Below are 15,190 nucleotides of genomic sequence, written 5' to 3'. Positions count from 1 at the left end.
GCCATGCCCGCTGCGAGCGCGGACATGGCGAGGGAGGCAAACCGGTTCAGTCGCGCCGCGAGGCGCGCTGGTTCAGGCCGTGCCGCCCGCGTAGGACTTGGCGTCGCGGGCTTCCTGTGCCGCGCCCTGCTGGCGGGCCTGGTCGATGAACTTGCGGCGCATCGGGCGCAGCACGAACCAGGCCATCACCGCGGCCACCGCGTTCATCGCGGCCGCCACGTTGAACACCGTCTCCCAGGTGCCGGTGGAGGCCACCAGGATGCTGGACAGCGGCACCAGCAGCGAGGCCGTGCCCTTGGCGGTGTAGAGCATGCCGGCGTTGGAGGCGGCGAACTTGGAGCCGAAGGTGTCGGCGCAGGTGGAAGGGAACAGGCTGTAGATCTCGCCCCAGGCGAAGAACACCAGGCCGGTCAGCAGCACGAAGGCCAGCGGGTTGTGGCCGAACTGGTAGAGGCCGTAGATGCTCGCGGCCTCGACGGCGAAGGCGACGAACATGGTCTGCTCGCGGCCGATCTTGTCGGAGACCCAGCCGAAGAACGGCCGCGTCAGGCCGTTGAGCACGCGGTCGATGGCCATGGCAAAGGTCAGCGCCGGCAGCGCCAGGCCCATGATGCTCACCGGCACGTCGGCGATCTTGAAGTCCTTGGCGATCGGCGCGAGCTGTGCGGTGGCCATCAGGCCGCCGGCCGCGACCATCACGAACATCGCGTACATCACCCAGAACACCGGCTTGCGCAGCACCTCGGTGGGCTTGTAGTCGCGGCGCGACTGCTGCAGCGTCGTCACCGAGGTCTTGATCGTCTTCATGACCTTGTTCGGGTCGAGCAGGGCCAGCGCCGCGACCATCACGATCAGGCCCTGGCCGATGCCGAAGTAGAAGAACGCATCCTCATAGCCGCGCGCCTTGATCATGGCGGTGATGGGCAGGATGGTCAGCGCCGAGCCGGCACCGAAGCCTGCGGCCGTGATGCCCGCGGCCAGCCCTCGGCGGTCGGGGAACCACTTCAGCGCGTTGCCCACGCAGGTGCCGTACACCGCACCGGCGCCGATGCCGCTGACGGCGGCTGCGGCATACAGCATGGTCAGCGAGCCGGCGTAGGAGTTCATGACCCAGCCGATGCCGCACAGCAGGCCGCCGCCCAGCACGACAGGACGGGGTCCGAACTTGTCGACCAGGTAGCCCTCGATGGGCACCAGCCAGGTCTCGGTGAGCACGAAGATCGTGAAGGCGATCTGGATGGCGGCGCGGGACCAGCCGTACTTGTCGGAGATCGGGTTGACGAACAGGGTCCAGCCGTACTGCAGGTTGGCGATCATCGCCATGCACAGTACGCCGATGACCAGTTGTCCCCAGCGGAACGCCGGGCCACGCGTGATTTCAACTGCGGCTGCTGGAGCCGTGTGATGTGAGCTCATTGGGTTGCACTCCTCGGTTTTGGAGCCAGTGATGGCGGGACCCAATGTCGTTTTCACAGTCCCGAAAAACTCTTGACCGCGGTCAACGGCTTGAAAACTCGGATAAGCGCTTTCCCTAGGTCCTCAGCTTCAATCAGGGTTTTCCGGTAATTGGCCAGCCCGCCGCACCAGGCGACAAACCCTCACGCAAATCACTGTCAGTCAAAGAGTTTTTAGACGTTCGTTGCTTTCTCAACGCCAAACACATTTATTCATGATGACGATAAGCTTTCGTATATGGATGCACCGCAGCAATTTGCAGGTGCGGTTTTTACAAACTCGATGAATCCCTCCGAATAATGTCCCGGCACGCCGGTCATCGGGACTTTCCCTTGATCCGTAAAAATTGACCGCAGTCAACGGCGTTTCCGCGGGGCGGCCCGGATAGTCCGGCCGCAACACAGGCCCCTTCACCGGAAACCCGCATGAAGCACACCGATTCGTACGACCGGCAAGCCGTCGGTCAGGTCCTTGCCGAACGTGGCCGGCTCGACGGCCCGCTCATGCCCGTGCTGCACGGCGTGCAGGAGGCGCTGGGCCACGTGCCGGAGCAGGCGGTGCAGCAGATCGCCCACGCGCTGAACCTCTCGCGCGCCGAGGTGCACGGCGTGCTGACCTACTACCACCACTTCCGCACCGAGCCGGCGCAGGGCCCGGTGCTGCAGGTGTGCCGCGCCGAGGCCTGCCGCAGCGTCGGCGGCGAGCAGCTGCTGCAGCGCGCACGCGCCGCCGGCGGCTGCGAGGTCGAGCCGGTGTACTGCCTGGGCCTGTGCGCCCTGGCACCGGCCGTCATGCTCGAAGGCCAGCCCTACGGGCGCATGAGCGCGCAACGGCTCGACGACCTGCTCGACGACGTGGGAGGCCCGCGATGAGCGCCGCCACCACCGTCTTCGTCCCCGCCGACGCCGCGGCCCTGGCCGCCGATGCCGACCTCGTCGCCGCCGCCATCGCCGCGCACGCGCGCGGCAGCGGCCAGGACGTCCGCATCGTGCGCAACGGCTCGCGCGGCCTGCTGTGGCTGGAGCCGCTGGTCGAGGTGCAGACCGCCACGGGCCGCATCGCCTACAGCCCCGTGCGTGCCGAGGACGTGGGCTCGCTGTTCGAGGCCGGCTGGCTGCAGGGCGGCGCGCATGCGCTGCGCCTGGGTGCCGTCGAGGACATCGCCCAGTTCAAGCGCCAGCAGCGCCTGACGTTTGCCCGTTGCGGCCTCGACGACCCGCTGGCCGACGTGCCCTGGAGCGGACTGCAGGCCGCGCTGGCCTGCACGCCTGAAGCGATCGTGCAGCAGGTGCTCGACTCCGGCCTGCGCGGCCGCGGCGGCGCCGCCTTTCCCGCGGGCATCAAGTGGCGCACCGTGGCGCAAGCCTCTGCCGACCGCAAGTACGTGGTCTGCAATGCCGACGAGGGCGACTCGGGCACCTTCGCCGACCGCATGCTGATGGAGGGCGACCCCTTCCTGCTGATCGAGGGCATGGCCATCGCCGCCCTGGCCGTGGGCGCGTCCAAGGGTTTCATCTACATCCGTTCCGAGTACCCGCACGCGGTCCGCACCTTCGAGGCCGCGCTGCGCAAGGCGCGCGAGGCGGGCGTGCTGGGCAGCTCGATGCTGGGCTCCAACATCGCCTTCGACATCGAGGTGCGCGTGGGCGGCGGCTCCTACGTCTGCGGCGAGGAGACCGCGATGCTGGAGAGCCTGGAAGGCAAGCGCGGCGTCGTGCGCGCAAAGCCGCCGCTGCCGGCTGTGCAGGGCCTGTTCGGCCGCCCGACCGTCATCAACAACGTGCTGACCTTTGCCGCCGTGCCGACCATCCTGGAGCACGGCGCGGCGTTCTACCGCGACTTCGGGACCGGGCGCTCCCGCGGCACGCTGCCCTTCCAGCTCGCGGGCAACGTCAGGCAGGGCGGGCTGTTCGAGCTGCCCTTCGGACTGACGCTGCGCGAGCTGGTGTTCGGCATCGGCGGCGGCACGGCCAGCGGCCGGCCGGTCAAGGCGATCCAGGTCGGCGGCCCGCTGGGCGCCTACGTGCCGGAGTCGCAGTGGGACCTGCCGCTGGACTACGACGCCTACGGCGCGCAGGGCCTGGTGCTGGGCCACGGCGGCGTGGTGGTGCACGACGACACGGTGGACATGGCCCAGATGGCGCGCTTCGCCATGGAGTTCTGCGCCGCCGAGTCCTGCGGCAAGTGCACGCCCTGCCGCATCGGCTCCACGCGTGGCGTGGAGGTCATCGACCGCATCGTGCTCAACCACAACCGGCCGCAGCAGGTGCGGCTGCTGCGCGACCTGTGCGACACGATGCTCGCCGGCAGCCTGTGCGCCATGGGCGGCATGACGCCCTACCCCGTGCTCTCCGCGCTCGACCACTACCCGCGCGACTTCGGCCTGCTCGCCGACGACGAGCGCGCGGCCTGAACGAACGACGACGAAGCCCCCCGAATCGACCGAACACCAGGGAGCCCTGACATGCGGCCTCACCACCACGACATCGACTTCGGCACGCCGCCGCGCGCCTCGGACCAGACCGTGACGCTGGAGATCGACGGCCAGCCCGTCACCGTGCCCGCGGGCACCTCGCTGATGCGCGCGGCGATCGAAGCCGGCGCGAACGTGCCCAAGCTGTGCGCCACCGACAGCCTGGAGCCCTTTGGCTCGTGCCGTCTCTGCCTGGTGGAGATCGAGGGCCGGCGCGGCTTCCCGGCCTCGTGCACCACGCCGGCCGAGGCCGGCATGAAGGTGCGCACGCAAAGCGACAAGCTCGCCAAGCTCCGACACGACGTGATGGAGCTCTACATCTCCGACCACCCGCTGGACTGCCTGACCTGCGCCGCCAACGGCGACTGCGAGCTGCAGGACATGGCCGGCACGGTGGGCCTGCGCAACGTGCGCTATGGGCTGGAAGGCAAGAACCACCTCGGCGCGGCCAGGGACGAGTCGAATCCTTACTTCAGCTACGACGCCAGCAAGTGCATCGTCTGCAACCGCTGCGTGCGTGCCTGCGAGGAGACGCAAGGGACGTTCGCCCTGACCATCTCGGGCCGCGGCTTCGAGAGCCGCGTCTCGCCGGGCCAGAGTGAAGCCTTCATGGACAGCGAGTGCGTGAGCTGCGGCTCCTGCGTGCAGGCCTGCCCCACCGGCACGCTGCAGGAGAAGAGCGTCATCAGCCTGGGCATGCCCTCGAAGAGCGTCATCACGACCTGCGCCTATTGCGGCGTGGGCTGCGGCTTCAAGGCCGAGGTCAAGGGCGAGCAGGTCGTGCGCATGACGCCGTGGAAGGACGGCCAGGCCAACGACGGCCATTCCTGCGTCAAGGGCCGCTTCGCCTGGGGCTATGCCACGCACAAGGACCGCATCACCAGGCCGATGGTGCGGGAGCGCATCACCGACCCGTGGCGCGAGGTCGGCTGGGACGAGGCCATCGCGCATGCGGCGCGCGGCTTCCAGCGCATCCAGTCCCGCTACGGGCGCGACGCGGTCGGCGGCATCACCTCGTCGCGCTGCACCAACGAGGAGGCGTACCTGGTGCAGAAGCTCGTGCGCGCCGCTTTCGGCAACAACAACGTCGATACCTGCGCGCGCGTGTGCCACTCGCCCACGGGCTACGGCCTGGGCCAGACCTTCGGCACCTCGGCCGGCACGCAGACCTTCAGGTCGGTCGAGCAGTCCGACGTGATCATGGTCATCGGCGCCAATCCCAGCGACGCGCACCCGGTGTTCGCCTCGCGCATGAAGAAGCGCATCCGCGCCGGCGCGAAACTGATCGTGGTGGACCCGCGCCGCATCGACCTGGTGAGCGCGCCCCACGTCAAGGCCGAGCACCACCTGCAGTTGCGCCCGGGCACCAACGTGGCACTCGTCACCGCGCTGGCGCACGTGATCGTGACCGAAGGCCTGCTGGCCGAGGCCTTCATCGCCGAGCGCTGCGAGGACCGCAGCTTTGCCCAGTGGCGCGAGTTCGTGGCGCGCGAGGAAAACTCGCCGGAGGCGACGGAGGCTGTCACGGGCGTGCCGGCCGGGGACGTGCGCGGCGCGGCGCGCCTCTACGCCACCGGCGGCAATGCCGCGATCTATTACGGCCTGGGCGTGACCGAGCATGCGCAGGGCTCGACCATGGTGATGGGCATCGCCAACCTGGCCATGGCCACCGGCAACGTCGGGCGCGAGGGCGTGGGCGTGAACCCGCTGCGCGGCCAGAACAACGTGCAGGGCAGCTGCGACATGGGCAGCTTCCCGCACGAGCTGCCGGGCTACCGCCATGTTTCCGACAGCACCGTGCGCGGCGAGTTCGAGGCGGCCTGGGGCGTGGCACTGTCGGCCGAGCCGGGGCTGCGCATTCCGAACATGTTCGAGGCCGCGCTGGAAGGCAGCTTCAAGGGCCTGTACGTGCAGGGCGAGGACATCGTGCAGTCCGACCCCAACACGCAGCACGTGACCGAGGCGCTCTCCAGGCTGGAATGCCTGGTGGTGCAGGACATCTTTCTCAACGAGACCGCCAAGTACGCGCACGTGTTCCTGCCCGGCTCCAGCTTCCTGGAGAAGGACGGCACCTTCACCAATGCCGAGCGCCGCATCTCGCGCGTGCGCCGGGTGATGAAGCCGCTGGGCGGGCTGGCCGACTGGGAGGTGACACTGAAGCTCGCCGAGGCGCTGGGCTACCCGATGCACTATCAACATCCCTCGGACGTGATGGACGAGATCGCGCTGCTCACGCCCAGCTTCCGCGGTGTGAACTACGCCAAGCTGGAGCAGCTCGGCAGCGTGCAGTGGCCCTGCAACGAGGACACGCCCGAAGCCGGCACGGCCACGATGCACGTCGGCGGCTTCGTGCGCGGCAAGGGGCGCTTCGTCATCACGCAGTACGTGGCGACGCCCGAGAAGGTCACGAAGCGCTTCCCGCTGGTGCTGACGACGGGCCGGATCCTGAGCCAGTACAACGTCGGCGCGCAGACGCGGCGCACGCCCAACAACCTCTGGCACGGCGAGGACCGGCTGGAGATCCATCCGCACGATGCCGAGGAGCGCGGCATCCGCGAGGGCGACTGGGTCGGCATTGCCAGCCGCGCCGGCGACACGGTGCTGCGCGCCGTGGTCAGCGAGCGCATGCAGCCCGGGGTGGTGTACACCACCTTCCACTTCCCCGAGTCCGGCGCCAACGTCATCACCACCGACAGCTCCGACTGGGCCACCAACTGCCCCGAGTACAAGGTGACGGCGGTGCAGGTAGCCAAGGTGGCGCAGCCGTCGCAATGGCAGGTGGGCTACGGCGAGTTCAACCGCCGGCAGCTCGACCTGCTGGAGCGCCGCAACGAGGCGGCAGCCGATGCCGCCGCCGTGATGGGGAAATGAGCATGGACGCCCTGCCTTTCACGCCCCACCCCGGCGTCCGCCACCTGAGCGCGCTACGCTGCCAGGCCGGCGTGCCGCGCGAGGTGGAGGATTTCGTGGCCGACGAGGTGCCGGTGGCGCTGCAGTTCAACGGCCTGTCGCACGCGGTGATGCTGGCCACGCCGCTGGACCTGGAGGATTTCGCGGTCGGCTTCTCGCTGAGCGAGGGCATCGTCGATCACGCGGGGGACGTCTTCGGCATGGACGTGGAGACGGTGGACCAGGGCATCGTGCTGCACGTCGAGGTGGCGAGCCGCTGCCTGGCGCGATTGAAGGAGCGCCGCCGCGCGCTGTCCGGCCGCACCGGCTGCGGGCTGTGCGGGGTGGAGAGCCTGGCGCAGGCGCTGCCGCGCTGCAAGCGGCGCGTGGCGCCGGCCGTGCTGCCGGCCGCGGCGCTGTCGGGCGCGCTGGACGGCATGCGCGCGCGGCAGGCGCTGCAGTCGGCCACCGGCGCGACGCATGCCGCCGCCTGGTGCGGCCCGCGCGGCGAGCTGCGCCTGCTGCGCGAGGACGTGGGCCGGCACAACGCGCTCGACAAGCTCATCGGCGCGCTGGCGCGCGAGGGGCTCGATGCGGCGGACGGCTTCTTCGCCGTGACCAGCCGCGCCAGCTACGAGATGGTGCAGAAGACGGTGCGCGCCGGCGTCGGCACGCTGGCCGCCATTTCCGCCCCCACCGCGCTGGCCGTGCGCACGGCGCAGGCGGCGGGGCTGTGCCTGATCGGCTTCGCGCGCGGGCGCGACTGGGTCGCCTACAGCGCCGCCGACCGACTCATCGTGGAGCCGCTTGCAGCATGAAAACCGAGCACCTGATCCAGATGGCCAACGGCATCGGCGACTTCTTCGCCGCCATGCCCGATGCGGCCGAGGCCCGGCGCGACCTGGCACTGCACATCCGCCGCTACTGGGAGCCGCGCATGCGGCGGGGCATCCTTCAATACATCGACGAGAGCAACGGTGCCGGGCTGCGCGACATCGTGCTGCAGGCGTTGCGGGAGCACCGGGCCGGGATGGCGTGAGACCGAATCCCGAGCCGCTCAGCGGCCGGGTACCGCAAACCCCGCCGCATAGAAGCGCCGCGCGCTGGCCAGCAGCCCCTCGACGGCCGGCGCGTCACTGAACCGCTCGATCCACCACGCCAGCGCCCGGCCCGGCGTGCCGACCCGCCAGGCCAGGCTGAGCGTTTCCGGCTCGCGCTCGCGCTCCACGCGCTTGCGCACCAGCACGCCGGCGTCGAGCGCGCCCTGGGCGCAGATTCGAGGCAGGTACCCGACGCCGACGCCCTCGCACTGCAGCCGCACCTTCACGCGCAGGTTGGGCACGGTGAGCGTGCGCTGGCCGCTGAGCAGCCCGGCGCTGCGCACGGGCAGGCGCCGCGCCGAGTCGGCCACCGCCACGGCGCGATGCGCGCGCACCTGGGCCTCGGACAGCGGTTCTTCCAGCTTTGCCAGCGGGTGGAACGGCGCGACGCAGAACCAGAACTCCACCTTGGCCAGCTCGCGCGCGAGGTAACCGCCGCCGGCCGGGCCGGGGCCGACGGCCAGGATCAGGTCGCTGCGGCCGTCGAGCAGCGACTCCCAGGTACCCGTGAGCGCCTCTTCCAGGAAGCGCAGCCGCGTGGCGTCGGCGGCCTCGTGGAAGGCCGCCACGTCGCCGGCCAGCGTCTCGGTGGGCAGCAGGCCGTCGAGGGCGATCTGCAGGGTGCTTTCCCAACCCGAGGCCACGCGCTGGACGCGGCACTCCAGGTCGGCGGCGGCCTGCAGCAACAGGCGCCCCTCGCGCAGCAGCTCGCGCCCGGCGGGCGTGATCTCGATGCGCGGCCCGTTGCGGCGAAACAGCGCCACCTGCAGCTCTTCCTCCAGCTTCGCCACCGTGTAGGAGATGGTGGACGGCACCTTGTGCAACTCGTCGCCGGCCGCGCTGAAGGAACCGCGGCGGTCGATGGCGTCGAGCAGCTCCAGGCCTTCGAGGGTGAGTTTGGGCATGGGAGTCCTTGGGGCTATGGCGGCGATGGTAGGTGCCGGCGATGGACGCTCTTGCATCGCCGCCTCGTGGGCAGGCCTGGCCGCTGGATGGACCCGGATACGCAAGTCACCAAACCGTCGCAGCCCGGCCAGGGTTGCCGGCGCAGAGTGAAACGATTCCGCTGCCTGGACCGCACCGCCGTGAACGACGACACCTTCAACACCAGCATCCGCAAGTTCCTGAAACTCGTCGGCGTCAGCTCGCAGCGCGAGATCGAGCGCATCGTCGGCGAGGCGATGGCTGCCCAGGCGCTCAAAGGCAACGAGACCCTGCCCGTGGTCATGACGCTGGAGCTGCCGACGCTGGGCGTGAAGGTCGATTTCAAGAGCGAGATCCAGCTGGAGTGAGGCACGCCCCCGCGCGCCGCCGCCTGCTTGGCGCGGCACTCGTCGCTTCGCTGCTGGCACCGGCGCGCGTGGTGGCGGCGCAGCCGGGCGCAGCGCCTGACGCGGTGCCGCCGCCCGGCTGGATGGCCACCTGGAGCGCGGCACCGCAGCCACCCAGTTCCTGGTTCGAAGCCGCCTTTCCCCGCTTCGAGAACCAGACGCTGCGCCAGGTCGTGCACGTCAGCCAAGGCGGCAGCCGGCTGCGCGTGCGCCTGAGCAATGCCTACGGCACGGCGCCGCTGGTCATCGGCGAGGCGCAGGTGGCGCGGCAGGCGGTGGGGCCGGACAACGTGCCCGGGTCGAACCGCCCGCTCACCTTCCAGGGCCAGGCCGGCATCACGCTGGCGCCCGGCACCACCGCCGTCAGCGACCCGGTCCGGCTGCAGGTGCCCGCCCAGGGCAACCTGTCCGTGAGCCTGTACCTGCCGCAGTTCACGGCGTCGGTGACCCGGCACCTGGGCTCGCTGCAGACCAACTTCGTCTCCACGCCCGGCAACTTCGCCGCCGCGGCCAGCGTGCCGGGGGTGTTCTCCAACCTCTGCAACGGCGGCGCCTCGTTCCGCAACTGCTCCTCGCCCTGGCTCTTCATCGTCGGCGTTGACGTGGAGAGCCCCCGGCCGGCGGCCGTGGTGGCGCTGGGCGACTCCATCACCAACGGCGCCAGCTCGTCCGTGAACCGCAACCGGCGCTGGACCGACGTGCTGGCGCGCCGCCTCGTGGTCGCCGGGCAAGCCGTGGCCGTGCTCAACCAGGGCATCGGCGGCAACACGCTGGTGGCGCCGGGCCGGGGGCCGACCGTGCCGCAGCGCTTCGAGCGCGACGTGCTGCGCCAGCCCGGCGTGCGCTACGTGCTGCTGCTCATCGGCATCAACGACATCCGCCGCGGCGTCCCGGCCGAGGTGCTGATCGACGCCTGCCGGGCCCTGATCGTCCAGGCCCATGCGCGCGGCCTGAAGGTCTACGGCGCCACGCTGCTGCCCTTCGGCAGCCCGTCGGACGCGATGGAGGCGCAACGCCTGGCCTTCAACCGCTGGCTGCGCAACGCCGCCGAGTTCGATGCGGTGGTCGATTTCGATGCCGCCGTGCGCGGCCCCGCCCGGCCACGGCGCCTGCGGCCCGACCACGACAGCGGCGACGGGCTGCACCCCAGCGACGCCGGCCACGAGGCCCTGGGCCGCGCCATCGACCTGTCGTTGTTCAGCCGCTGATGCGGCGCCGGTGCCGGTGCCGGTGCCGGTAGCGCGCTGGCGGCATCCGAGCGGCTGGCGCTAGCACAACTGCCCTTCCTCGCACCAGCCGCAAGATCAAGGTCCCCTGCCCCGTCTCGGTGGAAACCACAACCGCTTGCTCATGCTGCACCGCACAATAAACTCGGGCCGAGCTAGAGCAGGAAGGACCACGATGCATACCCTCAAAGCCATGGCGCTGATCGCGCGGGCGGTGGAGCTGTCAGAAGCCGATTTCGACGGGGATGCGCTGGCGGAAGCCTGTCGCCTCGCGTCCCCGGAAGAGCGCCAGGCGGTGCAGTGCATCGTGCAGTCGCGCGCGGCGCTGATCGACCACCAGCCCGCCTCGGCCGCCGAGGTCATGGCCGCGCTGCGCGCCATGGTGCGCGGCCAGCGCACCCCGGTGTTGGCGAACCGCCACATGCACTGGGCCGAATGAGCCCCAAGGACTTCTGAATCGGTCAACGAATGAAACAGCGGTGACGCGCGCGGCGCACGCCGTTTTCAGCGCGAACGCAACACGTCCAGCTCCGACACCTCCGCGGCGCGATGTCCCCAGGACTGCCGCACCCAGGTCGCCACCGCCGCCACCTCGGCCTCGGACAGCGTCTGCTTGAAGGGCGGCATGCCGAACGGGCGCGGATTGCCCTGCGTCGCCGGCGGGAAGCCGCCGTGCAGGATCGCCTTCACCAGGTTCACCGGCGACGCCATGGTCGCCGCGCGGTTGCCGGCCAGCGCCGGATAGATCCCGGCCACCCCCTCTCCCTGCTCGCCGTGGCACGCGGCGCACTGGTCCTTGTAGATGCGACCGCCCAGCTGGAGCCGCTGCGCGCTGGCCGGCTCGGCCGGTTCCTGCCGCCCTTCGGGCCGCGGCAGCGACTGCAGGTAGGCCGCCATGGCACGCAGGTCCGCGTCGCTGAGGTGCTGGGTGCTGCGCGACACGACCTCGGCCATCGGCCCCATCGCCGCGCCGCGCCGCGACAGCCCGGTGCCTAGCAGCGCGACCAGGTCGTCGGCGCTCCAGTCGGCCGCGCCGGGCTCGCGCGGCGCAGCCAGCGCGGGGGCGTACCAGTTCTGCATCGGCACCAGGGCGCCGCCCAGCGCGCCGCCGGCCTCGGTGGCGCCGAGCCAGTTGCGCGGCGCGTGGCAGGCCTCGCAGTGGCCCAGGCCCTGCACCAGGTAGCGGCCGCGGTTCCACTCGGCCGGCCGGCGGGCGTCGGGCTCGAAGCTTTCGGCGCGGAAATACAGCGCCCGCCAGACCGCCAGTGATACCTGCAGCCGGTACGGGAAGCGCAGCTCGTGCGCGCGATTCGCCTGCCGCACCGGCTCTCGCGCTTGCAGAAAGGCGAACAGTGCGTCGGCGTCTTCGCGCGTGAGCCGCGTGTAGCTGGGATAGGGAAAGGCCGGGTAGAGCAGCCGCCCGTCGCGGGAGCGGCCGTGGCGCAGCGCGCGCCGGAACTCCGCGGCGCTCCAGGCGCCCAGGCCCGTGTCGGCGTCGGGCGTGAGGTTGGAGGCGTAGACGGTGCCGAAGGGCGTGTCGATGCCGCGCCCGCCCGCGTACTCGGCCCCGCCCGGCGCGGTGTGGCAGCCGGCGCAGTTGCCCGCGCGCGCCAGGTAGGCACCGCGCACGATGGCGGCCGGGTCGGCACCGGCGGCCGCGGCGCCCTCCCCGGCCGGCGGCAGCGGCTCCTCGCCGCGCACGTTGAGCCAGGCCACCAGCGCGGCCAGCGCCGCCAGCAGCGCCGCGCCGATCAATGCCGCGCGCCCTCCCCGGCGCATCGCGGCCCTCATTGCAGTCCGCTGCCGCATTCCAGCGGCAAGGGCAGCGCGACCTCGCGCGCGGGCTTGCCGCCGCCGCCCAGCGGCTGCGCCGACAGCCAGGCGGCGACGGCGTTGACGTCCTGCGCGCTCAGGCGCCGGGCGATGTCGGCCATGCAGTCGGGCGCTGCGGCGCGGCGCTGGCCGGTCTGCCAGGCACCGAGCTGGCCGGTGAGGTAGTCGCGCGGCAGGCCGAGCAGCCCGGGGATCGCCGGCTCCACGCCGGTCATGGCGCGGCCGTGGCAGGCCATGCAGGCCGGGATGCCGCGCCGCGCATCGCCCTGGCGCACCAGCGCCTCGCCCTGCGCCAGCAGCGCCAGCGGCGTGTTGGTGGTCTGCGGCGGCGGGTAGGGCAGATCGAGCGCGGCGAAGTGCCCGGCGATCTCGCGCAGGTACCCGTCCGACAGGTGCTCGACCAGGTAGTTCATCGTGGCGTTGTGGCGCCGCGCCTCGCGAAAGTTCACGAGCTGGTTGTAGAGGTAGCCGGCGGGCTTGCCGGCGATGCGCGGGAAGTAGCCCTCGTTGGTGGCACGGCCCTCCTTGCCGTGGCAGACGGTGCAGGCCTGCAGGCGCTGCGCCATGGTGTCGGGCACCGGCGCGGCGGCCGCCTCGGCCACGGCGCCGGGCGCGAGTCCCAGGGCCAGGCCGGCGGCAGCCAGCACGGCGGCGAGAAGACGGTTCGATGCGGCGGTGAGGTTCATGCAGCTCCCGAATGTGCCCGGCGCGGCGTGGGCGCAACAGGCGCAGTTCCGCGCGAAACGGGCGGAGCAGATGCTGCGCGCGCCGGGCTGGGCACCGGCGGCCGGCGCGGCGTCACAGCCCCAGCTCGCTCAGGCCCGGATGGTCGTCGGGACGGCGGCCCAGCGGCCAGTGGTAGAGCCGCTCGCCTTCCTGGATGGGCAGGTCGTTGATGCTGGCAAAGCGCCGGCACATCAGCCCTTGCGGGGTGAATTCCCAGTTCTCGTTGCCGTAGCTGCGGAACCACTGGCCCGAGTCGTCGTGCCACTCGTAGGCGAAGCGCACGGCGATGCGGTCGCCCGCGCAGGCCCACAGCTCCTTGATCAGCCGGTAGTCCAGCTCGCGCGCCCACTTGCGCTGCAGGAACTGGCGCACCTGCTCGCGCCCGACCGGGAACTCGGCGCGGTTGCGCCAGCGCGTGTCGGCCGTGTAGACCTGCACCACGCGGTCGGGGTCGCGGCTGTTCCAGGCGTCCTCGGCCAGGCGCACCTTGCGCGCGGCGGATTCGGCGGTGAATGGCGGCACGGGCGGCCGGACTTCTGCGGGGGCTTGAGGGCTGTCCATGGCGGGCAGTGTGCCGCGCCGGGCCACGCCCTTGTGCCGCGCGGCGGCGTCCTCAGGCCGGCGGGCCTTGGTCGGCGTAGAAGCGCAGCAGCCAGGAGCGCACTGCCGGCGCCTGCCACTGGCCCGCGTCCAGCCGCGAGCGCAGCAGCGGCGTGAGCTGCACGCCGCGCGCATGCAGATCCTCGCGCAGCCGCTGCAGCCAGCGGAACTGCTCCTCGCGCGGCAGCGCCGCGAAGGCCTGCTCGGCCGCGGCGAGGCGCTCCTGGGACAGCGCGGTTTCGACACCGGCCTGGGCCTGGGCCGACGCGGCCGACGCAGCGGACGGCGTCTGCGGCGCCGGCGCCGGCGCCAACGCCGCCACCGGCGCGGGACGGCGCTCCGGCACGCCGCCCAGGATCCATTTCAGGTGCGACAGCCGGTTCACGATCGGCGTGCGTGCCGAGGCCAGGTGCTGCGCCAGCGTTTCCAGCGCGCGCGCCACCGCGTCGGGCCCGTAGCGCTCGGCCAGCGCGTCGAAGTCGTGCTCGCGGATGTCGAGTGCCAGCGCGCGGCTGGCGGCGCTGGCGTCCACCGGCTGCGTTTCGGCGGCGGGCAGCGCGGGCTGCTCCTTGCGCCGCACCAGGAACTGCACCTCGCCGCTGAACTTGCCGTTCTTGCGGTGCTCGACCAGCTCGACCTCGATCTCGGAGAGCTCGTTGATGTTGCGCACCGCGGGCGCGAGGAACTCGTTCTTGAACTTGCGCCACTCGCGCAGCTTGGACTGCTCGGTGCCGCGCAGCACCGGCAGCCACCAAGTCCAGTCCTGGCGCATGGTGCGGCCCACGCCCTGGTAGCGCGCGCAGATCTCGTACAGCGCCACGGCGCAGTAGGTGCCCAGCCGTGCCACGGTCTCCAGGTTGACCTGGGCCCAGCGCTCGGGGTCGAGCATCTGGCGCTTGATGGCCGGCGGATACCACCAGCGCACCCAGTTCTCGCGGCCCACCTTGTAGAAGTCCGCCTGCGACAGCAGCGTGAAGACCTGTTCGCGCTCGCCCTGGCCGTCGCCCTCGCCCTCGCCGGGCATGACGTCGCCGGGCGAGAGCTGCCGCCACTCGATGATGGTGGTCATCATCTCCTTGAGATAGCGCTTGGCCGACGCGGTGGCGGAGCTGTCGGTGCCGGCCTGCTGCAGGATGGCGTGCAGCGGCGCCGCGTAGCCCTCCTCCCGCGTGTCGCCAGTGGCCTGGGCCAGGCGGCCCATCACGTTGTAGACCTTGCGCGCCGTCACGGTCAGCGCCCGGTTCGCCGGCACGATGGCCAGCGCCGACACCGGCTTGTTGAAGGTGCTGGTGCCGGCTTTCGGGTACTGCGCGGGCGGCGAAGGCGGGCGGCGGGACATGGGGCGGCAGTATATGTCCGACCACCGTTGGACATGGATGCCTGACGTTGCCGCCAACCGCGCCCATGGCGTCCTCTGCGTGGCTGGCTGAAAAACCCGGACATCCGGCTGCCAACCGAAGAGCCTGCGGACTCAAAAACGCGGACACGGTGAAGCCAGTTCGGGCATCGCCCAGACTGAAAAAGCCGGACATCGATGCCCCGCCGCTGCTGAAATCC

General features: G+C 71.2%; 14 protein-coding genes. 8 read left to right on the top strand and 6 right to left on the bottom strand.

Features of this window, described 5'->3' with window-relative positions:
- Positions 1 to 72: 72 nt before the first annotated feature.
- Complete coding sequence (gene oxlT, locus FJ694_RS18480) at positions 73 to 1,416, bottom strand: oxalate/formate MFS antiporter (protein ID WP_157268722.1); 1,344 nt, start codon at positions 1,414 to 1,416, stop codon at positions 73 to 75.
- Positions 1,417 to 1,880: 464 nt separating this feature from the next.
- Here oxlT and FJ694_RS18475 point away from each other — a divergent pair, with 464 nt between their 5' ends.
- From FJ694_RS18475 to FJ694_RS18455, 5 genes are read left to right on the top strand one after another with little or no spacing between them, the layout of a single operon-like run.
- Positions 1,881 to 2,327, top strand: a complete 447-nt coding sequence (locus tag FJ694_RS18475; protein WP_157268720.1) for an NAD(P)H-dependent oxidoreductase subunit E — start codon at positions 1,881 to 1,883, stop codon at positions 2,325 to 2,327.
- The gene (locus FJ694_RS18470) at positions 2,324 to 3,868 is read left to right on the top strand and encodes an NADH-ubiquinone oxidoreductase-F iron-sulfur binding region domain-containing protein (protein ID WP_157268718.1); all 1,545 of its coding nucleotides are present in this window, start codon (positions 2,324 to 2,326) and stop codon (positions 3,866 to 3,868) included. Before FJ694_RS18475 ends, FJ694_RS18470 begins: the two co-directional genes overlap by 4 nt.
- Positions 3,869 to 3,919: 51 nt before the next feature.
- Complete coding sequence (fdhF, locus tag FJ694_RS18465) at positions 3,920 to 6,799, top strand: formate dehydrogenase subunit alpha (RefSeq protein WP_157268717.1); 2,880 nt, start codon at positions 3,920 to 3,922, stop codon at positions 6,797 to 6,799.
- On the top strand, positions 6,796 to 7,635 hold the full coding sequence (fdhD, locus tag FJ694_RS18460) for a formate dehydrogenase accessory sulfurtransferase FdhD (protein WP_157268716.1): 840 nt from the start codon (positions 6,796 to 6,798) through the stop codon (positions 7,633 to 7,635). The genes fdhF and fdhD overlap by 4 nt, the downstream gene beginning before the upstream one ends.
- Complete coding sequence (locus tag FJ694_RS18455; protein WP_157268715.1) at positions 7,632 to 7,856, top strand: formate dehydrogenase subunit delta; 225 nt, start codon at positions 7,632 to 7,634, stop codon at positions 7,854 to 7,856. The genes fdhD and FJ694_RS18455 overlap by 4 nt, the downstream gene beginning before the upstream one ends.
- 18 nt (positions 7,857 to 7,874) lie before the next feature.
- Here FJ694_RS18455 and FJ694_RS18450 read toward each other — a convergent pair whose 3' ends face one another.
- A complete protein-coding gene (locus tag FJ694_RS18450) occupies positions 7,875 to 8,822 on the bottom strand; it encodes a LysR family transcriptional regulator (protein ID WP_157268714.1) in 948 nt (315 codons plus the stop codon).
- A 180-nt stretch (positions 8,823 to 9,002) separates the two neighbouring features.
- Between FJ694_RS18450 and FJ694_RS18445 the strand changes: the two genes are divergently transcribed.
- The 3 genes from FJ694_RS18445 to FJ694_RS18435 all read left to right on the top strand — a co-directional run bounded on the left by FJ694_RS18445 (position 9,003) and on the right by FJ694_RS18435 (position 10,913).
- Positions 9,003 to 9,209 carry a DUF6494 family protein gene (locus tag FJ694_RS18445; RefSeq protein WP_157268713.1) on the top strand — a complete coding sequence of 69 codons (207 nt, stop codon included), beginning with the start codon at positions 9,003 to 9,005 and terminating at the stop codon, positions 9,207 to 9,209.
- A complete protein-coding gene (locus tag FJ694_RS18440) occupies positions 9,206 to 10,456 on the top strand; it encodes an SGNH/GDSL hydrolase family protein (protein ID WP_157268712.1) in 1,251 nt (416 codons plus the stop codon). The genes FJ694_RS18445 and FJ694_RS18440 overlap by 4 nt, the downstream gene beginning before the upstream one ends.
- 193 nt (positions 10,457 to 10,649) lie before the next feature.
- The gene (locus tag FJ694_RS18435; RefSeq protein ID WP_157268711.1) at positions 10,650 to 10,913 is read left to right on the top strand and encodes a hypothetical protein; all 264 of its coding nucleotides are present in this window, start codon (positions 10,650 to 10,652) and stop codon (positions 10,911 to 10,913) included.
- Between the two features lie 65 nt (positions 10,914 to 10,978).
- Here FJ694_RS18435 and FJ694_RS18430 read toward each other — a convergent pair whose 3' ends face one another.
- The 4 genes from FJ694_RS18430 to FJ694_RS18415 form a co-directional block, all read right to left on the bottom strand.
- Complete coding sequence (locus tag FJ694_RS18430) at positions 10,979 to 12,253, bottom strand: c-type cytochrome (RefSeq protein WP_157268710.1); 1,275 nt, start codon at positions 12,251 to 12,253, stop codon at positions 10,979 to 10,981.
- 8 nt (positions 12,254 to 12,261) lie between these two features.
- A complete protein-coding gene (locus FJ694_RS18425; RefSeq protein WP_157268709.1) occupies positions 12,262 to 12,993 on the bottom strand; it encodes a c-type cytochrome in 732 nt (243 codons plus the stop codon).
- A gap of 112 nt (positions 12,994 to 13,105) precedes the next feature.
- Positions 13,106 to 13,594, bottom strand: a complete 489-nt coding sequence (locus tag FJ694_RS18420; protein WP_157268708.1) for a nuclear transport factor 2 family protein — start codon at positions 13,592 to 13,594, stop codon at positions 13,106 to 13,108.
- Between the two features lie 52 nt (positions 13,595 to 13,646).
- Positions 13,647 to 14,972 carry a replication initiation protein gene (locus FJ694_RS18415; protein WP_157268707.1) on the bottom strand — a complete coding sequence of 442 codons (1,326 nt, stop codon included), beginning with the start codon at positions 14,970 to 14,972 and terminating at the stop codon, positions 13,647 to 13,649.
- Positions 14,973 to 15,190 lie beyond the last annotated feature (218 nt).

The sequence above is a fragment of the Azohydromonas aeria genome (genome assembly GCF_009760915.1).
Taxonomy (GTDB): Bacteria; Pseudomonadota; Gammaproteobacteria; order Burkholderiales; family Burkholderiaceae_C; genus Azohydromonas; species Azohydromonas aeria.
The sequence above is the reverse complement of the archived record's forward strand: the minus strand, read 5'-3'. Positions and strand labels throughout refer to the sequence as shown.

What these genes read in the sequence shown, in the direction of transcription:
- FJ694_RS18430 (WP_157268710.1), bottom strand. Translation starts at nt 12,253, where the DNA reads ATGCGCCGGGGAGGGCGCGCGGCATTGATCGGCGCGGCGCTGCTGGCG.
- FJ694_RS18450 (WP_157268714.1), bottom strand. Translation starts at nt 8,822, where the DNA reads ATGCCCAAACTCACCCTCGAAGGCCTGGAGCTGCTCGACGCCATCGAC.
- FJ694_RS18415 (WP_157268707.1), bottom strand. Translation starts at nt 14,972, where the DNA reads ATGTCCCGCCGCCCGCCTTCGCCGCCCGCGCAGTACCCGAAAGCCGGC.
- fdhD (WP_157268716.1), top strand. Translation starts at nt 6,796, where the DNA reads ATGAGCATGGACGCCCTGCCTTTCACGCCCCACCCCGGCGTCCGCCAC.
- FJ694_RS18470 (WP_157268718.1), top strand. Translation starts at nt 2,324, where the DNA reads ATGAGCGCCGCCACCACCGTCTTCGTCCCCGCCGACGCCGCGGCCCTG.
- FJ694_RS18435 (WP_157268711.1), top strand. Translation starts at nt 10,650, where the DNA reads ATGCATACCCTCAAAGCCATGGCGCTGATCGCGCGGGCGGTGGAGCTG.
- oxlT (WP_157268722.1), bottom strand. Translation starts at nt 1,416, where the DNA reads ATGAGCTCACATCACACGGCTCCAGCAGCCGCAGTTGAAATCACGCGT.
- fdhF (WP_157268717.1), top strand. Translation starts at nt 3,920, where the DNA reads ATGCGGCCTCACCACCACGACATCGACTTCGGCACGCCGCCGCGCGCC.
- FJ694_RS18420 (WP_157268708.1), bottom strand. Translation starts at nt 13,594, where the DNA reads ATGGACAGCCCTCAAGCCCCCGCAGAAGTCCGGCCGCCCGTGCCGCCA.
- FJ694_RS18475 (WP_157268720.1), top strand. Translation starts at nt 1,881, where the DNA reads ATGAAGCACACCGATTCGTACGACCGGCAAGCCGTCGGTCAGGTCCTT.
- FJ694_RS18455 (WP_157268715.1), top strand. Translation starts at nt 7,632, where the DNA reads ATGAAAACCGAGCACCTGATCCAGATGGCCAACGGCATCGGCGACTTC.
- FJ694_RS18425 (WP_157268709.1), bottom strand. Translation starts at nt 12,993, where the DNA reads ATGAACCTCACCGCCGCATCGAACCGTCTTCTCGCCGCCGTGCTGGCT.